Source organism: Thermogemmatispora sp. (assembly GCF_019683755.1).
Taxonomy (GTDB): domain Bacteria; phylum Chloroflexota; class Ktedonobacteria; order Ktedonobacterales; family Ktedonobacteraceae; genus Thermogemmatispora.
Window position 1 is genome coordinate 11,492 of sequence record NZ_JADGHT010000019.1, and the last position, 15,729, is coordinate 27,220.

12 protein-coding genes are annotated in these 15,729 nt (G+C 59.6%); 3 read left to right on the forward strand and 9 right to left on the reverse strand.

The annotated features are described in order from the left end of the window. Positions 1 to 201: 201 nt before the first annotated feature. Entirely contained in the window at positions 202 to 1,863 is a 1,662-nt protein-coding gene (gene ggt / locus IRZ24_RS02915) for a gamma-glutamyltransferase (protein ID WP_297160364.1), read from the reverse strand. 270 nt (positions 1,864 to 2,133) lie between these two features. Here ggt and IRZ24_RS02920 point away from each other — a divergent pair, with 270 nt between their 5' ends. Continuing rightward, positions 2,134 to 2,568, forward strand: a complete 435-nt coding sequence (locus IRZ24_RS02920) for a hypothetical protein (protein WP_297160365.1) — start codon at positions 2,134 to 2,136, stop codon at positions 2,566 to 2,568. Between the two features lie 98 nt (positions 2,569 to 2,666). Here IRZ24_RS02920 and IRZ24_RS02925 read toward each other — a convergent pair whose 3' ends face one another. Continuing rightward, positions 2,667 to 3,965, reverse strand: a complete 1,299-nt coding sequence (locus tag IRZ24_RS02925; protein ID WP_297160367.1) for a sugar phosphate nucleotidyltransferase — start codon at positions 3,963 to 3,965, stop codon at positions 2,667 to 2,669. A gap of 397 nt (positions 3,966 to 4,362) precedes the next feature. On the opposite strand from IRZ24_RS02925, the gene murJ reads away from it, so the two are divergent. Together murJ and IRZ24_RS02935 are read left to right on the forward strand one after the other, a co-directional pair. Further along, on the forward strand, positions 4,363 to 6,699 hold the full coding sequence (gene murJ / locus IRZ24_RS02930) for a murein biosynthesis integral membrane protein MurJ (protein ID WP_297160368.1): 2,337 nt from the start codon (positions 4,363 to 4,365) through the stop codon (positions 6,697 to 6,699). A gap of 146 nt (positions 6,700 to 6,845) precedes the next feature. Then, positions 6,846 to 7,910 (forward strand): homoserine dehydrogenase, encoded by a 1,065-nt coding sequence (locus IRZ24_RS02935; protein WP_297160370.1) that lies wholly within the window; start codon positions 6,846 to 6,848, stop codon positions 7,908 to 7,910. 82 nt (positions 7,911 to 7,992) lie between these two features. Here IRZ24_RS02935 and IRZ24_RS02940 read toward each other — a convergent pair whose 3' ends face one another. The 7 genes from IRZ24_RS02940 to IRZ24_RS02970 form a co-directional block, all read right to left on the reverse strand. Next, a complete protein-coding gene (locus IRZ24_RS02940; RefSeq protein ID WP_297160372.1) occupies positions 7,993 to 9,465 on the reverse strand; it encodes an FHA domain-containing protein in 1,473 nt (490 codons plus the stop codon). A 178-nt stretch (positions 9,466 to 9,643) separates the two neighbouring features. Beyond that, on the reverse strand, positions 9,644 to 10,912 hold the full coding sequence (locus tag IRZ24_RS02945) for an LCP family protein (RefSeq protein WP_297160374.1): 1,269 nt from the start codon (positions 10,910 to 10,912) through the stop codon (positions 9,644 to 9,646). 143 nt (positions 10,913 to 11,055) lie between these two features. Next, the gene (locus IRZ24_RS02950) at positions 11,056 to 11,823 is read right to left on the reverse strand and encodes an XdhC/CoxI family protein (protein WP_297160376.1); all 768 of its coding nucleotides are present in this window, start codon (positions 11,821 to 11,823) and stop codon (positions 11,056 to 11,058) included. Positions 11,824 to 11,902: 79 nt separating this feature from the next. Next, positions 11,903 to 12,220, reverse strand: a complete 318-nt coding sequence (locus tag IRZ24_RS02955; protein WP_052889841.1) for an XdhC family protein — start codon at positions 12,218 to 12,220, stop codon at positions 11,903 to 11,905. 116 nt (positions 12,221 to 12,336) lie between these two features. Further along, on the reverse strand, positions 12,337 to 13,782 hold the full coding sequence (locus IRZ24_RS02960; protein ID WP_297160378.1) for a VWA domain-containing protein: 1,446 nt from the start codon (positions 13,780 to 13,782) through the stop codon (positions 12,337 to 12,339). 12 nt (positions 13,783 to 13,794) lie between these two features. After that, entirely contained in the window at positions 13,795 to 14,655 is an 861-nt protein-coding gene (locus tag IRZ24_RS02965; protein ID WP_366914222.1) for a MoxR family ATPase, read from the reverse strand. Positions 14,656 to 15,002: 347 nt separating this feature from the next. After that, positions 15,003 to 15,662, reverse strand: a complete 660-nt coding sequence (locus IRZ24_RS02970; protein ID WP_297160382.1) for a hypothetical protein — start codon at positions 15,660 to 15,662, stop codon at positions 15,003 to 15,005. Positions 15,663 to 15,729: the final 67 nt, after the last annotated feature.

The following is a 15,729-nucleotide window of genomic DNA, read 5'->3' on the forward strand; positions in this document are numbered from 1 at the left end:
TAAGTGAGCACCGGCAGGCGGCAGCCGCGACATCAGGCCCCTGGACTGAGGAAGACAGGGCATAGTCATCTAGCCGATCAACCTGGATTGAAACCGGCCCGCCGGTCTCGCCAGGTTGAACTCAGCCAGCGGAGAGCGAGCCGTGCTGCGCGCCGGGCCGGAGACTGGGCCAGATCAGCAGCCTTGAGAGCTGGCGAACGGCTACCAACCAAGGGCCAGGCCATCGCAGCGCGGATCGGCGGCGCCCTGGAGCACATGAGTGCCGGGCGAAATCAAGATCGCCTGAGCATGGCCCATATCATCCTCCCACGGCCCCCAGACTGTCACGCGGTGACCAAGCATCTCCAGACCAAGCGCCACCGCATTCGGGAAGCGCTGCTCCAGTGCCACCACCTCGCTCGCTGTACGTTCTAGACTTGGGTGGGCGCCCTGCTGTCCCTGGAGCAACTGTCGGCGCCCGCCTTGCTGCTGCAGGAGGCCGCTGCGCCAGCGCGGCGCGTTGAGTGCCTGCTGAATATTCAAGCCAAAGTCGATCACCGCTGTCAGCAACTGCACATGAATCTGTGGTTGCGCATCCGCTCCCATCGTCCCCAGCACCAAGAATGGTTCGCCGGAGCGCAAGACCAGCGCGGGGGTCAGCGTATGCATTGTGCGCTTGCCGGGCTGGAGATAGTTCGCATGACGCGGGTTCAGCGAGAAATAGGAGCCGCGATTATGCAGCAGCACCCCACTATCGCCGGCCACGATCCCGCTGCCCCAGCTAGAGAAAAGGCTCTGGATCAGCGAGACTGCATTTCCCTCGCCATCAACCACGCACAGATACATCGTGTCGCCGTCGCGCTCTGGTTCAGCCTCAACGTGGAAGGCCGCGCGCTGCGGATTGATGCGCGCTCGTTGCTGCTCAGCATACTCCTTGCTGAGCAGACGCTCTACCGGGATCTCCACAAAGGCCGGATCAGAGAGATAGCGGTCACGATCGGCAAAGGCCAGCTTCTTGGCCTCAATCATCAGATGCAGTGTCTCGGGACTCTGGTAACCGAGCGCCTTCAGATCATAGCCCTCCAAAATGTTGAGCATCTCCAGGACCGTCAGGCCCTGAGAATTGGGAGGGAACTCGCAGACCTCGTAGCCGCGGTAGGTAGTCGACAAAGGCGTCACCCAATCGGAATGATGCTCCCGGAGGTCCTCCAGGCTCAGCACACCGCCGCAACGTTGCACGTAGTCTACAAGCGTACGCGCCAGGGGACCACGATAGAAGGCCTCGCGCCCCTCACGGGCAAGCAGGCGATAGGTGCGGGCCAGATCGGGCTGACGCAAGATTTCACCGCAGGCTGGAGGCCGGCCCCCGGGCAGAAAGACCCGCGCCGTCGCTTCCCAGCGCTGCAGCACTGACTCAGCGGCGCGTTCCAGCCAGCCGGCCAATTTGGGTGAGATCGGGATGCCCTCCTCAGCGTAAGCGATCGCCGGAGCAAAAACCTCCTCGACCGGCAGTCGACCAAAGCGCTCCAGAGCCTCGAACCAGCCATCAACTGCGCCCGGAACCGTAATTGAGAGCGGGCCAATCGAGGGAATCTCTCGCAGTGAGTGCGCGGCGAAATACTCGGGAGTCAGAGCACGTGGCGCGCGCCCGCTGCCATTAAGGGCGTGCAGTTGCCGATTCCGCGCCTCCCAGATCAGCATAAAGACGTCGCCGCCCGCTGAGCAGGTTGGCGGATAGACCACAGTCATCGCCACATTAGCAGCGATGGCGGCATCGATGGCGTTCCCTCCGCGCTCCAGCACCTGCAGGCCGGCCCGAGTAGCCAGATAATGAGCGCAAGAGACCATTGCGTGTGTGCCAAAGACGGGTTGATCGGAGAGCATGGCAGGAGATCGCCTTTCGCACCGAGAGCCTTCGCCAGCCGCCTTCAAATGGAGCTTCCAGCAAGCTTAGTCGGCGTAGCTGACGAGGCAAGCCTACCTCCACAAAGGCATGCAGACCAGGCCAAAGCCAGATCAAATGCTAGGCTACCAGTCCAGAGAGCCTGGCTGGTGCCTCATCTGCTACCCATTATAGCATAGGCGGCGGTGAAGAAGGAGAGACAGAGATGGAGACTAGCCTGCGAGCGTGCGAGCGGAGGAAACGCCGGCGACTTGACGCCCCGGCCAGGTCTCGTTATCATGAGCCTGCTAACGAGCGTCAATTTCGTCCAGGAGGCGACCATGTTGTTCATAGCAGTCCTTGCCGCCCAGCCACTCTTCACCGTGACCCTGGCTCATTTAATCTATTTCATCATAGCCATTCTGCTCGGGATCATTGCCGAGACGATTATCGGCTGGCGCTTACCCTATGGCATCCTTGGGGCGGTCCTCTGTGCCTTCATCGGCATTCTCATTGCCATCATCTTGCCCTTTCGCATCGGTGGAGAAGTTATCATCTTCGGCGAGCCGATTGCCCTGACCCAGGCGATCATTGGGGGGGCCATTCTTCTCACCATCTGGCACCTTGTAACTTACCGCCACTGGCGTCATCGCCATCGTTACTACCGTGGCTATCGCTACCGCGAGTATGGCGAGCGACGCGACTGAGAGGGCGGGGTAGCTCAAGCGAACCTGGCCCCACCCTCTCCCTCTAACCGATCAGTGCGGCTCAAAGAGAGAAAGAGGCCGAACGAGAGACAGCGGACTCACGAGGTCGGCTGGCTCTCTTCGGCGGAGCTACCTGGTTCGGCGGAGCTACCTGGCTCGCTGGAGGGGCCTGGTGCTAATCCTTCAGTGCTGATGGCTGGAGCATCGTGAGCGGCCAGGTCCAGACCAGGCAAAGGGCGGCTCTGGCTCTGACCGCTGGTGACTGGTCGGGGCAGCGTGGGGGCAGCGGGCGTTGGCTCCGCCTGATGGCCATTGCGGGCCACTGCCGCGCTCGCACGTTGGAGAAGCTGAGCTTCTGCCAGCTCGCGTACGCGCTGGACATGGTTCTTATGGCAGATCAGGGTCTTATCCTCAAGGGCCACCACGATCACATCCTCCAGACCGACCGTGTAGATCTCCCGCTGTGTCGTGTTGTAAACAAAGACATTCTGGCTGCCGAGGGCAAAGTGATGACCAATGCCGCGCAGGCCATTGCCGTCAGCGGCGTAGAGCGCTCCATACTGTTCCCAGTTCCCCACATCGCTCCAGCCGATATCGACAGGGATCACTACCAGCCGATCGGTTTTCTCTAGCACGCCGTAGTCGATCGAAATCGAGGTCAAGGAAGGCCACAGTTCCTCTAACAGTGCCCGCTCCGCTGCGGTCCCCATTGCCTCCACAATGCGCGTCACCTGCTCCGCCAGAGCCGGGAGATGTTTGCGCACCTCCGCCAGAATGGTCTCAGCCTGCCAGATGAACATGCCGCTATTCCAGACATAGTGTCCATCTTGAAGATAGCGTTCGGCGGTAGCCAGATCAGGCTTTTCGACGAACTGCTCCACCCCGAAGGCCTGGTGACCGTAGCCAGCGGCCACGGGGGCGGCAAAGCGAATATAGCCGTAGCCGGTCGCCGGCTCGCTAGGGCGGATACCCCAGGTCACCAGGTAACCGCGTTGGGCAAGCTGGTAGCCGAGGCGGATCGCACGCTGAAACGGCTCCAGCTTGGTGATGACGTGGTCGGCGGGAAAGACCGCCATCACTGCCCGCGAGGAGCGACGGGCTAGCAATGAAGCTGCCCAGGTGATGGCTGGGGCCGTATTGCGCCCAACCGGCTCCTCTAAAATGTGCTCGGGCAGCACCTCCGGCAGATGCTGGCGCACTAACGCGCTAAAAGCCCGCCCGGTGACTACCCAGACCCGTTCTCGCGCTACCAGAGTTCTCACTCGCGCCAGCGTCTCTTGAATCATGCTGCGGCCTCCCGGAAGAGGCAAGAACTGCTTGGGGAACTCAGGGGTGCTCAGCGGCCAGAGCCGTGTTCCGCTGCCGCCTGCCAGGATGACAGCGTGTAAGTCTTCCATCTATCTACCTCGATCGCTCAGAATGGTGCACACCTACAATGGTGTTTGCCGATCCACGAAAGGAAAAGCAAGAGGTGAGAACTAGCGTCTTCTCCCCCCAACCTCCGACCACCACCAGATGCTTGCTCGCTCAAGGTGATGTCCTATCATAGCAACAGAACGAGTACGCTCTCAAGAAAGGCACGACTCACCGGGGACAATTCTACCACGAGAGCGACCGGGGGCGCAGAGGGGGGAGGGCTTCACCCAAATGGGGGAAGCTGACACTATGGCTCAGTTCAAGGGCTTGACTTGTCTGCCCAACCTGTTATTCTCTAAAAGAAGCCGCACGAGAACGACGGCAGGACTCTCAGGAAGAAACAGTATGTGATCCACGAAAAAGAGGAATAGCACCTGGATGGCAGAAGAAAGCAACAAGTCAACTCCTTACTATGGCTGGCAGTATGATCAGGAGCAACTGGGAGCAGGAGCCGCAGGGACGACGGGCGCGAATCTGCCTCCCGCCTCGCTCCCGCCGCAGCAGCCAGTCTATCCTCCCCAGGTGCCTTCTGGTGGTAGGGTAGGGGCTCAGCCAGAGCGCTCGTATCAAGAGCAGCATCTGCCGGATATGGGTGGCTCGCTGGGCTATGGGCAGGGGATGGAGTATCTCTACGCCAATGTGCCACAGCCCTCGCAGCCGTTGCCAGCCCTGCGCCAGGCGCGTTTGCAGCAACTACGTGAGGAGCGGCTGCGTCGACAACAGCGACGTGTGCAGCAGCCGGATCTGAGCGAGCTGATTCAGCGCAAGGTCTTCAAGCGACGCATGGGCGATTTAGCGCCTCTCCCGCCGTCCAGCCTGGGGAACCAGCCTGGTGGGGCTGCGGGAGCGGGTGGCGCTCAGGGCCAGGCTCAGGCTCAAGTCCCGTTGCCAGCTCCGGGAGCGCAGGCAGCCAGGTCAACGGCCTCGGCCCCTGTCGCGCCTGCTGCCGCTTCGACGACCTCCGCGCCCGCCATGCAGCCGGCTTCCGAGCCAGCTCAGGATACTGCTATGATCCGGCGGGTGCAGGTGCGGAATGCGGCCTTTATTCTCACGGGGGCCTTTGTGGCCAGCCGTGTTCTGGGGCTGCTACGCTCTTCCATGTTCGCGGCCGTCTTTGGAACCGATCCGACCTCCGGCGCTTTCTACCAGGCCTTTCTTTTGCCCGATACGATCTTTAACATCGTGGCCGGAGGCGCGCTTAGCTCGGCTTTCATCCCGGTCTTTACGCGCTACATGGTCAGCGATCGTGATGAGAAGACGGCCTGGCACGTTGCCAATACGGCCTTGACGCTGGCCACGACCATTATGCTGATCTTTGCTCTGATCGGCTTTATCTTTGCCAATCAGATTGTCCCTCTGTATAATCCCAATGTTAGCCCGAGCGAGCTGAGCCTGATCATCTCCTTGACGCGCATTATGCTCTTCCAGGCGGTGATTCTCGGTAGTGGGGTAATTGTCAGTGCCGTCCTGAATGCACAGCAGCATTTTACGCTCTACGCCTTGGGCACGGTCCTCTATAACGTCGGACTGATTATCGGTCTCCTACCGGGGCTAGTGTTGGCCCTCCTCGGTCATCGCAATTCGCTCGTGGCTGTCTACTGTGCCAGTGCTGGTGTGGTGCTGGGGGCCTTGCTGCAAGTCGGTATTCAGATCCCTGGCCTGCCTCGGGTGGGTATGCGTTTTCGCCTCTCCTTTGATTGGCGTCATCCGGGCGTCTTGCAGATTGGGCGTCAGATGATCCCGCGCATTATCAATGCGGCCATGCTGTCCACGACGACCTTTGTCGATCGCGCCCTGATCTTGCTCTTGGGAACCCTGGTAGCTGCGGGCACCCTTGGTCAGCAGACCCTGCTTGGCTTTATCACCGCCTACTACTACGGCTTCTCGCTGATGCTGCTGCCACTTGGTATCTTCGGAATGGCCATTTCAACGGCGGCCTTCCCGACAATCGCCGAGTATGTGGCGCGTGGGCGTCTCGAGCGGGCGCGCAGCATTGTAATGGAAACATTGCGCGGCATTCTCTTCTTGTCGATCCCTTCCAGCCTGGGCTTGATCGTGCTGGCGCTGCCCATTATCCAGACCCTCTATCAGCATGGCGCTTTTGGCCTGGAGAGTGCTCAAATTACCGCTATTCCCTTGTCAATGTTTGCCATCGGCCTGGCTGGTCAGGCTGCTGTGGAGATTCTCACGCGCTCTTTCTATGCCCTGCGCGATAGCAAGACACCGGTCATTGTCAGTGTCGGCCAGTTTATCTTTAAGATCGCTCTGGGGCTGTTGCTGATTAATGCCTTTGCTCGCCTGTGGGGGGCTGCCTGGGGCATGGGAGCCTTAGCGCTCTCGACCTCGATTGCGGGCCTCTTGGAGGCCACCGTCTTGCTCTGCCTTATTCATCAGCGCATCGGCGGGCTGATTACTCGCGAGCTGGGCATTTTTTTGAGTCGAGTGCTGGTGGCGACCGGCGTGATGGGTCTGGCTGTCTTGCTAGTCCGTCTGCTGCTGGATTTTCTGCTGAATACGACTGATCCGACGCGCCCGATGATTACGCATGGTGGCCTGATTCAGGTGCTGGTGGCCCTGGTCAAGCTGCTGATTGAGATGGCTGTGGGTGTGATGGTCTATCTGCGCGCGGCGCGTCTCCTTAAGATCGAGGGGCAGATCGAGCTGCTTGGTCCTGTGCGGCGCTTGCTGGCTCGCTTCAAGTTATCCTGGATCTAGGGAAGCGGCGCGCCTTACTGGCCGCGTGCTGAGTTTGCCGGGCTGGGACGGTGGACCAGCCCGGTGACAACAAGTTGCCAGCCGTTTGGCGCTGGCTGGCTGGCTGTGCAGAATATGGGTGACAGACAGAGAGGGTTGCTACTGCGATGGTCAAAGAAATGCGCCTCGCCTTGATTGGCTTTGGTACGGTCGGCCAGGGGTTGGCCGAGTTGCTTATGGAGAAACGGGAGTGGCTGCGGGCAGCCTATGGACTCGATGCGCGCCTGGTGGCGGTGGCGACGGCTCGTTCTGGCTTCTTGGCCCGCGCTGAAGGGCTGGATGAGGCGGAACTGCTTAGACTGGCTGCTAGCGGTCAGCCTCTGACGGCCTATACGGCTCCTGGTATGCGGCATTGGCCAACGGTTGGCGAGGGATTGGCGGCCACGGGGGCCGATGTGCTGATTGAGGTGACAGGGACGAACCTGCATGATGGGGAGCCGGGCTTGAGCCATATTCGCCAGGCTCTGGAGCAGGGAATGCATGTGATTACGGCCAATAAGGGGCCGGTGGCGCTGGCGGCTCACGAGCTGCTGGCCTTGGCGGCGCGCAAGGGGGTGCAGTTGCGGATGGAGGCAACAGTGATGGCTGGCACACCAGTGCTGAGCACGCTGCGTGAAGGCCTGGCCGGCGCCCGGATTCTCGGGCTCTCGGGCATCCTCAATGGAACGACCAACTATATCTTGACAGCGATGAGCCAGGGACGCGACTATGCTGAGGCTCTGGCAGAGGCGCAGCGCCTGGGCTATGCAGAGGCCGATCCTACTGCCGATGTCGAGGGCTACGATGCTCTGGCCAAGACATTGATTCTGGCTGCCCTGGTTTTCGGTGTGCCGTTGCGGGCTGAGCAGGTGCAGCGCCGCGGCATCTCAGGGATTACGCAGGAGGAGATCCGCGCTGCCCAGGAGCAGGGTCGCCGGATCAAATTAGTGGCCTCGCTGCGGCTGCGCCAGGCTGATCAGAGGCCGGAGCTGCCAGTGGAAGCCCGCGTAGAACCTCTGGCTTTGCCACTAGAGCACCCCTTGGCTCGCGTCGATGGCGTCATGAATGCCCTGACTATTGAAAGCGATACCCTCGCCTCTGTAACCGTCATTGGCCCCGGCGCGGGTCGTCGCCAAACAGCTCAGGGGCTGCTTGCTGATTTGCTCGCCATCGCTCGCAACTGCCAGACATAAAGAAAAAGCAAAGAAAGATTAGCTCAGGCTCTGGCCTTCAGCGTCTCTCTGGTGGCCGGAGAGAAAGGAACTAAGGGGAAAGCTAGAGCTTCTCGTCCTGGGAGTTGGGAGGCTTCGTCTGGGCCTGTCCTGCCGGGCTGGACCGGGGCCGCGGCGGATCAGGCTGGCCTGGTATCCGAAAGACACACTCGAGCGATCCAAAGCGCAAATGATCGCCATGCTGCAATAGCTCGGCCTTGAGTGGCTTGAGCCGCAGGCCGCCCAGCCAGGTTCCATTATGACTCTTGAGATCCTCGATGTAAAAGAAAGTTTCCTCGAAATGGATACGGGCGTGCTGGCGTGAGACCATCATCCGCGGATCAATGGGGGTTAGATCGATGTCGGGATAGAGATGGCGGCGCGGGTCGGCACGCCCAACCACGCTATTGCGTCCCCTGATTGCAAAGCGCTGGGGACGCTCACCTCCCTCAAAGCAAAGATAGGCTAAGACACCCTCCTCGGATTGCTCCCTCTGGGGGAGACTGCTGGCTAGGGGCTGTCCTGGCGAAACTTGACCGCCGGCAAGCTGGAGCTGGGTCTTTTCCTGGGTGAGGTCATGGTCTATTGCTGTCATTTCGCGCGTAGCGGAAGCCTGGAACGGCTGAGCGGCGGAGGCCAGCAGGGTGATCTCACCAAAGGCCGGCACGCGCTCCGGTGGCGGTGGAATCTGAATCTCGTTGAGGGCATGCAGAAAGGCTTGGGCCGAGGCGAAACGCTGCTGAGGCTGCTTGGCCAAGGCATGCTCCAGCACGGCCTGGATGATGTTCGGCGTATTATGGTGATACAGCTCTAGGTGGGGCAGCGGTGCGCTCGCTTGCAGAAAGGCAGTTTCCGCTATGGTGCGCCCGACGAAAGGCGCGCGCCCCGTCACTAGCTCGAAAAGCACGAGAGCGGCGTGGTAAACATCGCTCCACGGACCGGGTGGTTGCCCCGCAATCTCCTCGGGCGCTAAATAGCGTGGGTCAAAGAAGCTGATATCATCGGGCTGCTGACTCTGAGGAGTGACCCCCAGGGCGTTGACAAGCAGACGCAGGCCCAGATCATCGATCTGGACATAGTCGCGAAACTCAATGACCTGCACGGTAATCAGGGAAGGACGCAAATCCAGGCCGATCAGGCCCTGGGCTTGCAGGGCCTCGACGCCCTTGAGGAGCTGGCGCACAATGTCGAGTGCACGCTGCAGATCGATCTGCTCGTGATCCATCAGATAGCGGAGGCTCACGCCGCGTGGCGGGTCAGTCACCACATAAAGCAGTTGACCATCAAGGCCCCACGTGTAGAGTGGCAGCACCGCCGGCGAATGGACCTGGCGGCGTCGCTCCAGCAGTGCAAAAAGACCCTGAAGTCGCTGCGGGTCTGGGGGGACAGTGGGGGGCAGAGGAATCAGATGTAAGCCCACCACGTCGTTGGTGTTGCGGTTATAGGCTGTGCAACTGGTGACTGCCGAACCGGCCCGCGTCAGCACTTGCCCGACAAGGTAAATACCGGCCACCAGGCGGGGAAACTGCTGTGCCATCGCCTTGTGCCCCTTCTGCTCTGGCTCTAACTAGCGCACTGACATACCATCTCAATCGTCGTTCGGCCAGTCTTGCTTGCTTGGCCTGAGCGCTTCCCCTAAAGGATGAGGAGGGAGGAGCAGCCCGCTAGGTCCTGCGAGATAGCTGCCCCTCACGCCTCTGAAGACGCTGCTCTCTCTAGTTATAGAGATTTTTGCGGATGTAGTCAATAATGAGCTGCCAGTTATTGTTTGCTGGCAGCAAAATGTACTGTCCATCCGCTGACTGCGAGTCGACCAGGACATTCTGATTACTCAGACCAATGCGATGAGCCTGGTTCAGATCCATCTTCAGCGAGAACAGGCCGAGGTCAGTCAGGGACATATTCGTATAGATGGTATGCTTCAGGGCATCCATAGCGTCGAAGAGGTGGGGCCAGGTTGACCACTGCTTTACCTTGCTGATCACCGCTTTAATGATGATCATCTGGCGAGCCGAGCGGGCGAAATCGGTGCCCTCAGCGGGATTGTCCAGCGACTCGCGAGCGCGGGCGTAGCGGATCGCCGTCTCGCCGTCCATGTGCTGCATGCCCTTAGAGAAATGCACCTTAATCCAGCTCGCGTCGATATTGGGATCATCGTTCTTCGGATAGAGGGCGGTAAACGAATCGGGGACATAGACATCGATGCCGCCGATAGCATTGATTAAATCGCGGAAGCCCTCGAAATCGATGGTCATCCAGTACTTGACATCGAGGCCGGTGATCAGAGAGACCTTCTGAGCTGCAGCGTTGCCGCCTGCCACGGGGTCCTTCCCCTCGTTAGAGGCCACCTCATAGACGCTATTGATCTTGCCATAGTGGCCGGAGCCAGAAGGCACCTGAACCCACAGATCGCGTGGAATCGAGATGAGCGTTGTGTGTTGAGAGGACGGAATGAGGCTCATGAGAACCATCGAGTCGGTCAGGTAAGCGCCTGGGTGGTCGCCACCGCCAAAGCCCAGCACCAAGAGATTGACCCGCTCCGAGGTTGACATAAAGCCTGTCTGTGTGCTCAGCGGGGCCTGCGTCGAAATGGCTGAACCGAAGGCGAGCACACGCTGAAGCACAGAGATGGAGAAGCCCGCGAGCACGATCACCACCAGCAGCAGAGAAAGACAACCGATGGCACAGCCACGCCGGCGTAAAAGTGAGCGGCGCGGACGTGCCGCAGGTGTGGCCAGCGCGGGATAGCTGCCTGGGTAAGGCTCCGTGCCAGGGCGGCGCGGCGGTGTATAGACTCCCCCACGGTAGGTCTGGTAGCCTTGGTAACCGGGTGGTGGCTGGCGCCTGCCTGCTGGCTGACCCCCAGCTGAATCATGAAAACTCCCTATGATCAACTTCCCCTGCCCCCCACTTCCGGGAGGTGGGGCAGAAGGAGGGACTGGCTCCGTCGGATCATCATGCGGATAAGTGGGATATTCCGGCATGTTCTTCCCTTCTTAATAGTAACGCTTCTGTAGTCACATCACTCCTACCTTCCTCCTCCCAGCATTGCCTACCTACAGAGAAGCAGGTGCACCCCCTTTCTCTGATAGATAGAAACGTAACGACCCCGGGGAAGTTACAGCCTCTATTTGCGGGACCAGTCCAGAATGGCTGAACGATCTTTCCCATAGCGTGCCGCGACGATCTCAGCCATAATCGCGAGCGCCATCTCCTCAGGCGTCTTGGCTCCAATATTCAGGCCGATAGGCGCATGAATGCGACTCAGTTGCTCATCGGTCAGCCCTTGCTGCTTGAGTCGCTCATTGCGCTCCTGGCTTGTCTTGCGACTACCGATAGCACCGACATAGCCGACCTGGCGCGAGAGCACCACCTTTAGCGATGGCTCATCGAACTTAGGATCGTGGGTCAAAATCGCGACCGCCGTTGAGGGATTCAGATCCATCTGGGCCAGGACTTCATCGGGCCAGGCTACAATCAACTCATCGGCGTGGGGGAAGCGCTCACGCGTTGCGAAAGCCGAGCGAGCATCGATCACCACTACACGATAGCCCAGCGTGCGGGCGAAAGTTGTTAGAGGAATGGCGATGTGACCAGCCCCGACGATGATCAGCCGTGGAGGAGGAGGGAAGCCCTCGATAAAGACCTCGAAAGTCTGCTCGCCCAGCGTGTAGAGCCGTGTACCCGGTTCGCCGATCCAAATAGCCTGAGCGGCATCTGCTGCCACCTGGGCCTCTAGCTCTGGGAGGCCGAAGGAGCCATGAAAGCTCTTATCAGGGAAAACCAGGAGCTTCGCGCCGATCCCCTGACCCGACGAGGAGCGCACCAAGGTTGCGAGGGCGACGCCGCGCTCCTGGGCCAGTTGCTGCTTTAGTTCTTCATAAAGACTGCTCATAGGCCACCAACTCCTGAGCGAGCGCAGCGAGAGAGAATCACGCTCTTCTCCTCACACGGGCCGCTGCGCTCTGCCGACGCTACCAATCGAGACGTTCGACAAAAACATGGATTGTTCCGCCGCAGGCCAGGCCAATCTGCTCAAAGTTCTCCTCCTCGCTGATGCCAAACTCGAGCATCTGGGGCTTGCCATCCTTAATGACCTGCAGGGCTGTCTCAATCACTGCCGGCTCCACGCACCCACCGCTAACAGAACCGCTAATCTCCCCCTTCTCGCTAACAGCCAACTTGGCTCCCGGGCGGCGAGGAGCCGAACCGGCTACCGAGACGACTGTCGCCACGGCCACGCGCTCACCACGCGCGCGCCAGCGCTCCACATCTGGCAGGATATCGCGCATAAGGAACACCTCCGCAAGCAAACAAACACAGAGGAAAGCCAATGGCGCCCGCACGCCCCCACCGGCATCACCGACCTCTTCAAGCGAGCTGCAACTCTCTCAGGGGGCGTTGCTGCTTAGGAATTGAGGCGGCTCCAGGCCTTGACCGCCTCACGGCGGGCCGCGGGCGTGCGCACCGGGCGCCGATCATCAATGCGCTCCAGCAGCTTGCCAAGCTTGATCAAGCTATCGAGATTGTGGGCAGGCAAGAAATCATCAATGTAAGGTAGGGCCGTCTTCATACCGATAGTCAACGGGCGGTAGTCGGGCGAGCCAAGCAACGGATTAAGCCAGATCAAACGATGGCAACTATGCTGCAGACGGTCCATCTCGGCGCGCAGCAGGTTGGCATCGCCGCGATCCCAGCCATCGCTGATAATCAGCACAACGGCGCCGCGACCCAAAACGCGCCGGGCCCACTGCTGATTGAACGTATGCAACGCCTCGCCAATGCGTGTGCCCCCCGACCAGTCCTGAACTGTGCGCGAAACCTCACGCACGGCGTCATCGACATCGCGCCGCTTCAATTGGCGTGTAATGCGAGTCAGACGCGTACCGAAGACGAAAGCTTCCACATTCAGCAAGCCATTTGAGATCGTGTGGATGAAGTGGAGCAGCAGACGAGAATAGAGACTCATTGAGCCGCTAATATCGCAGATAATGACGAGCGGGCGCGGCTTCAGCTTATTCTCGCGCCAGGTTAGCTCAAGCAGCTCTGCGCCATATTTCAGATTGCGACGCACGATGCGCCGCATATCGGGATAGTCGCCCTTACGCACCGGGCGCTTACGACGCGTCGGACGCAGACCCAGGTTCCAACGCATCTCGGCCATCAAGCGCTTGGCCTCTTGGACCTCCTCCCAGGTGAACGACTCGAAATCCTTCTTGCGCAGCAGCTCAAGGGCGCTATAGGCTGTACCCTGGGGGGTGGCCTGGTCATCTTCCCGCTCTCCAGTCTGCTCATCGAGCAAGCGCCGTCGTTCGCTCTCCTGCTCGCCCACGCGCAGCTCACGCTGCTGATTGTCGGCATTGAGATGCTCGGCGAGGCGCTTGCGCTCCGAGGGAGGAAGACGAATCTGGCGATCATCGCGGCGTGCCGCACCGGCATCAGGCGGGCGATTCTGACGGTCGCGTGTCAGCCAATAATAATTGAAGAGCTGATCAAAAAGCGTCTCTTGTTCATGCCGGTTCAGAAGCGAGCATTTCAGCGTATAATAGAAATCGGTCGGATTCGTAATATCGATCTCATTGAGGGTCTCGGCCAAATCAAGCACCTGCTGCGGACCGACCTCGATCCCCGACTCCCAGAGCAGATGACCGAACTCAGTCAAGCGGTAAAGCAAGCGCTCACCGCGTTCCAGCTCCAGAGAAGAGAGCGGGGGGGTCAGAGCTGCCGCAGCCCTTGAGGCGGACGCGGGCCGGAGGCCGTCCTCTCCGGGTGGCAGAGGGGAGGAAGACGGGCTACTCTCCCCCTTTGGGAAGAACAGGGGATCGTCAAGGTGCTTGAAGTTGTGGGCATCCATAAGCAACTGCGGTCACAGGCTTGCGCTGCGGGCCTTCTCAATCAACTTGCCAAGGTTGTTTCCGCCAACCTTCAGCACGTCATCCTGATACTTGAGCAGGGCGCCGAGGGTGTCGCGTACCGTTCCCTCGACCAGCTCTAGCTGATTGAGCGCTAGCAGCGAGGCAATCCAGTCAAGTGTTTCAGCAACGCCGGGGGCCTTGAACAGATCGAGCGCGCGCAGTTCGCGCACGAAGGCGCAGACCTGTTTTGCCAGCCGCTCGGGCGCCTCCGGCATGCGTGTGAGCACAATGGAATATTCCTTTTCCAGCGTTGGGTAGTCGATCCAATAGTAGAGACAGCGTCGTCGCAGCGCATCGTGGATCTCGCGCGTGCGGTTCGACGTAATCACTACAACCGGCGGCTCCTTGGCTGCGATCGTCCCGATCTCGGGGATCGTAATCTGGAAGTCCGAGAGCAGTTCCAGCAAGTAGGCCTCGAACTCCTCGTCGCTGCGGTCCAGCTCATCGATCAGAAGAACTGGCGCCTTGGAGTTAGCCGGGTCGATAGCCTGCAGCAGGGGGCGCTTAATCAAGAAATCAGGCCCAAAGATCTCCTTCAGCTCCTCCTGGCGCGTCGCTCCACTGGCCTCCATCAAGCGGATATAGAGCATCTGACGGGTATAATTCCACTCATAAACCGCCGTGCTGATGTCGATCCCTTCATAGCACTGCAAGCGGATCAGGCGCGTCTCCAATAGATCGGCCAAAACCTTGGCCACCTCGGTTTTGCCGACGCCCGGCTCGCCTTCAAGCAGCAGCGGCTTCCGTCGCTTGAGTGCCAGGAACACCGCTGTCGCCAGACTGCGATCAGCGACATAGCGCCGGGCAAACATCGCCCGCTGTACATCCTCGATGGAGGAAAACGGAAGAGCCAATGACTGCTGTTCCTGGTTCAACGAGAGCCTCCCATGAGCAAACGATCAACCTCTGATAGCGCCTAGAGAGCCGTGCAGTGCAAACAGACAGACGCGGCATGACCGACGAACGGGCGGGCACTGATCAGAGGGCACCGCTGTTCTCTGGCCAGCGTGACCGGTCACCGCTAGCCAGTGAGCAGACAGGCGCCGGGTGCTGTTGCGGTACATCATATTGTATGTTGCAAAGGCGAAGAGCGTCAAGGAAGAGGCTGGACCCTGGCGACCGGCACCAAACTCCGAGCACTGACCGGTAAAAGGCAAGGCTAGCTGTCCTGGCGACGCTCTGCGAGGATGCTGCGAACTAAAGGGACAAGCAGGGGCAGGTTTGTCTGGGAGGCTTTCCAGCGGCGAGGATACTGCTGCCAGCGTCCATTACGGAAGAGCCAGAGCTGTCCTCTGCGTTGCAAGCGCAGATCTCCCAGTTCTGCCCAGAAAACCGGCTCTTCTCCTTCATACCTTATGCCTGCCTGGTCAACAGCAAGGACTTTGTCGCCTACGAGAAAAGCGACCGCCTTGCCTTTTGCTAATCGCCCCTTCATTAGGGGTAATAGATATTCTTCCATTTTAGTGATTATTTGATTGCTCAATTCATGCGTGCAGAAGCTGAGCGGCCAGGAAAGCCTTTGATCCACACCTTCGGTGAGCGGCCAGGAGAAAAGGCCAGCTTCATCCTTATCCTCATCCTCGCTCTCGCTCTCATAAAATTCTTCATGCTTATCCTGACTGCTTCGCTTGTCTTCTGGCTCTAATCCTCCAACGCCGGTGACGTGTCCATGTGTTGTGTGAAGAACCCGAGCATCTTCCCAGAGGAGAAACTCCTGTAGCTTCCCCTGTTTTGCATGGAGCAAAGGCTGACCCAATCCACTCTCCTTGATTAAGAATTCTTGTTCCAGGCTGAGCTGAATGGGAGGTTTATCCTGCATCAATGTAGACCTCCTTCACGTAAATGCTTGCCGTGGAGGGAAGCAGTGAAAGCCTGCACTGTAAGGA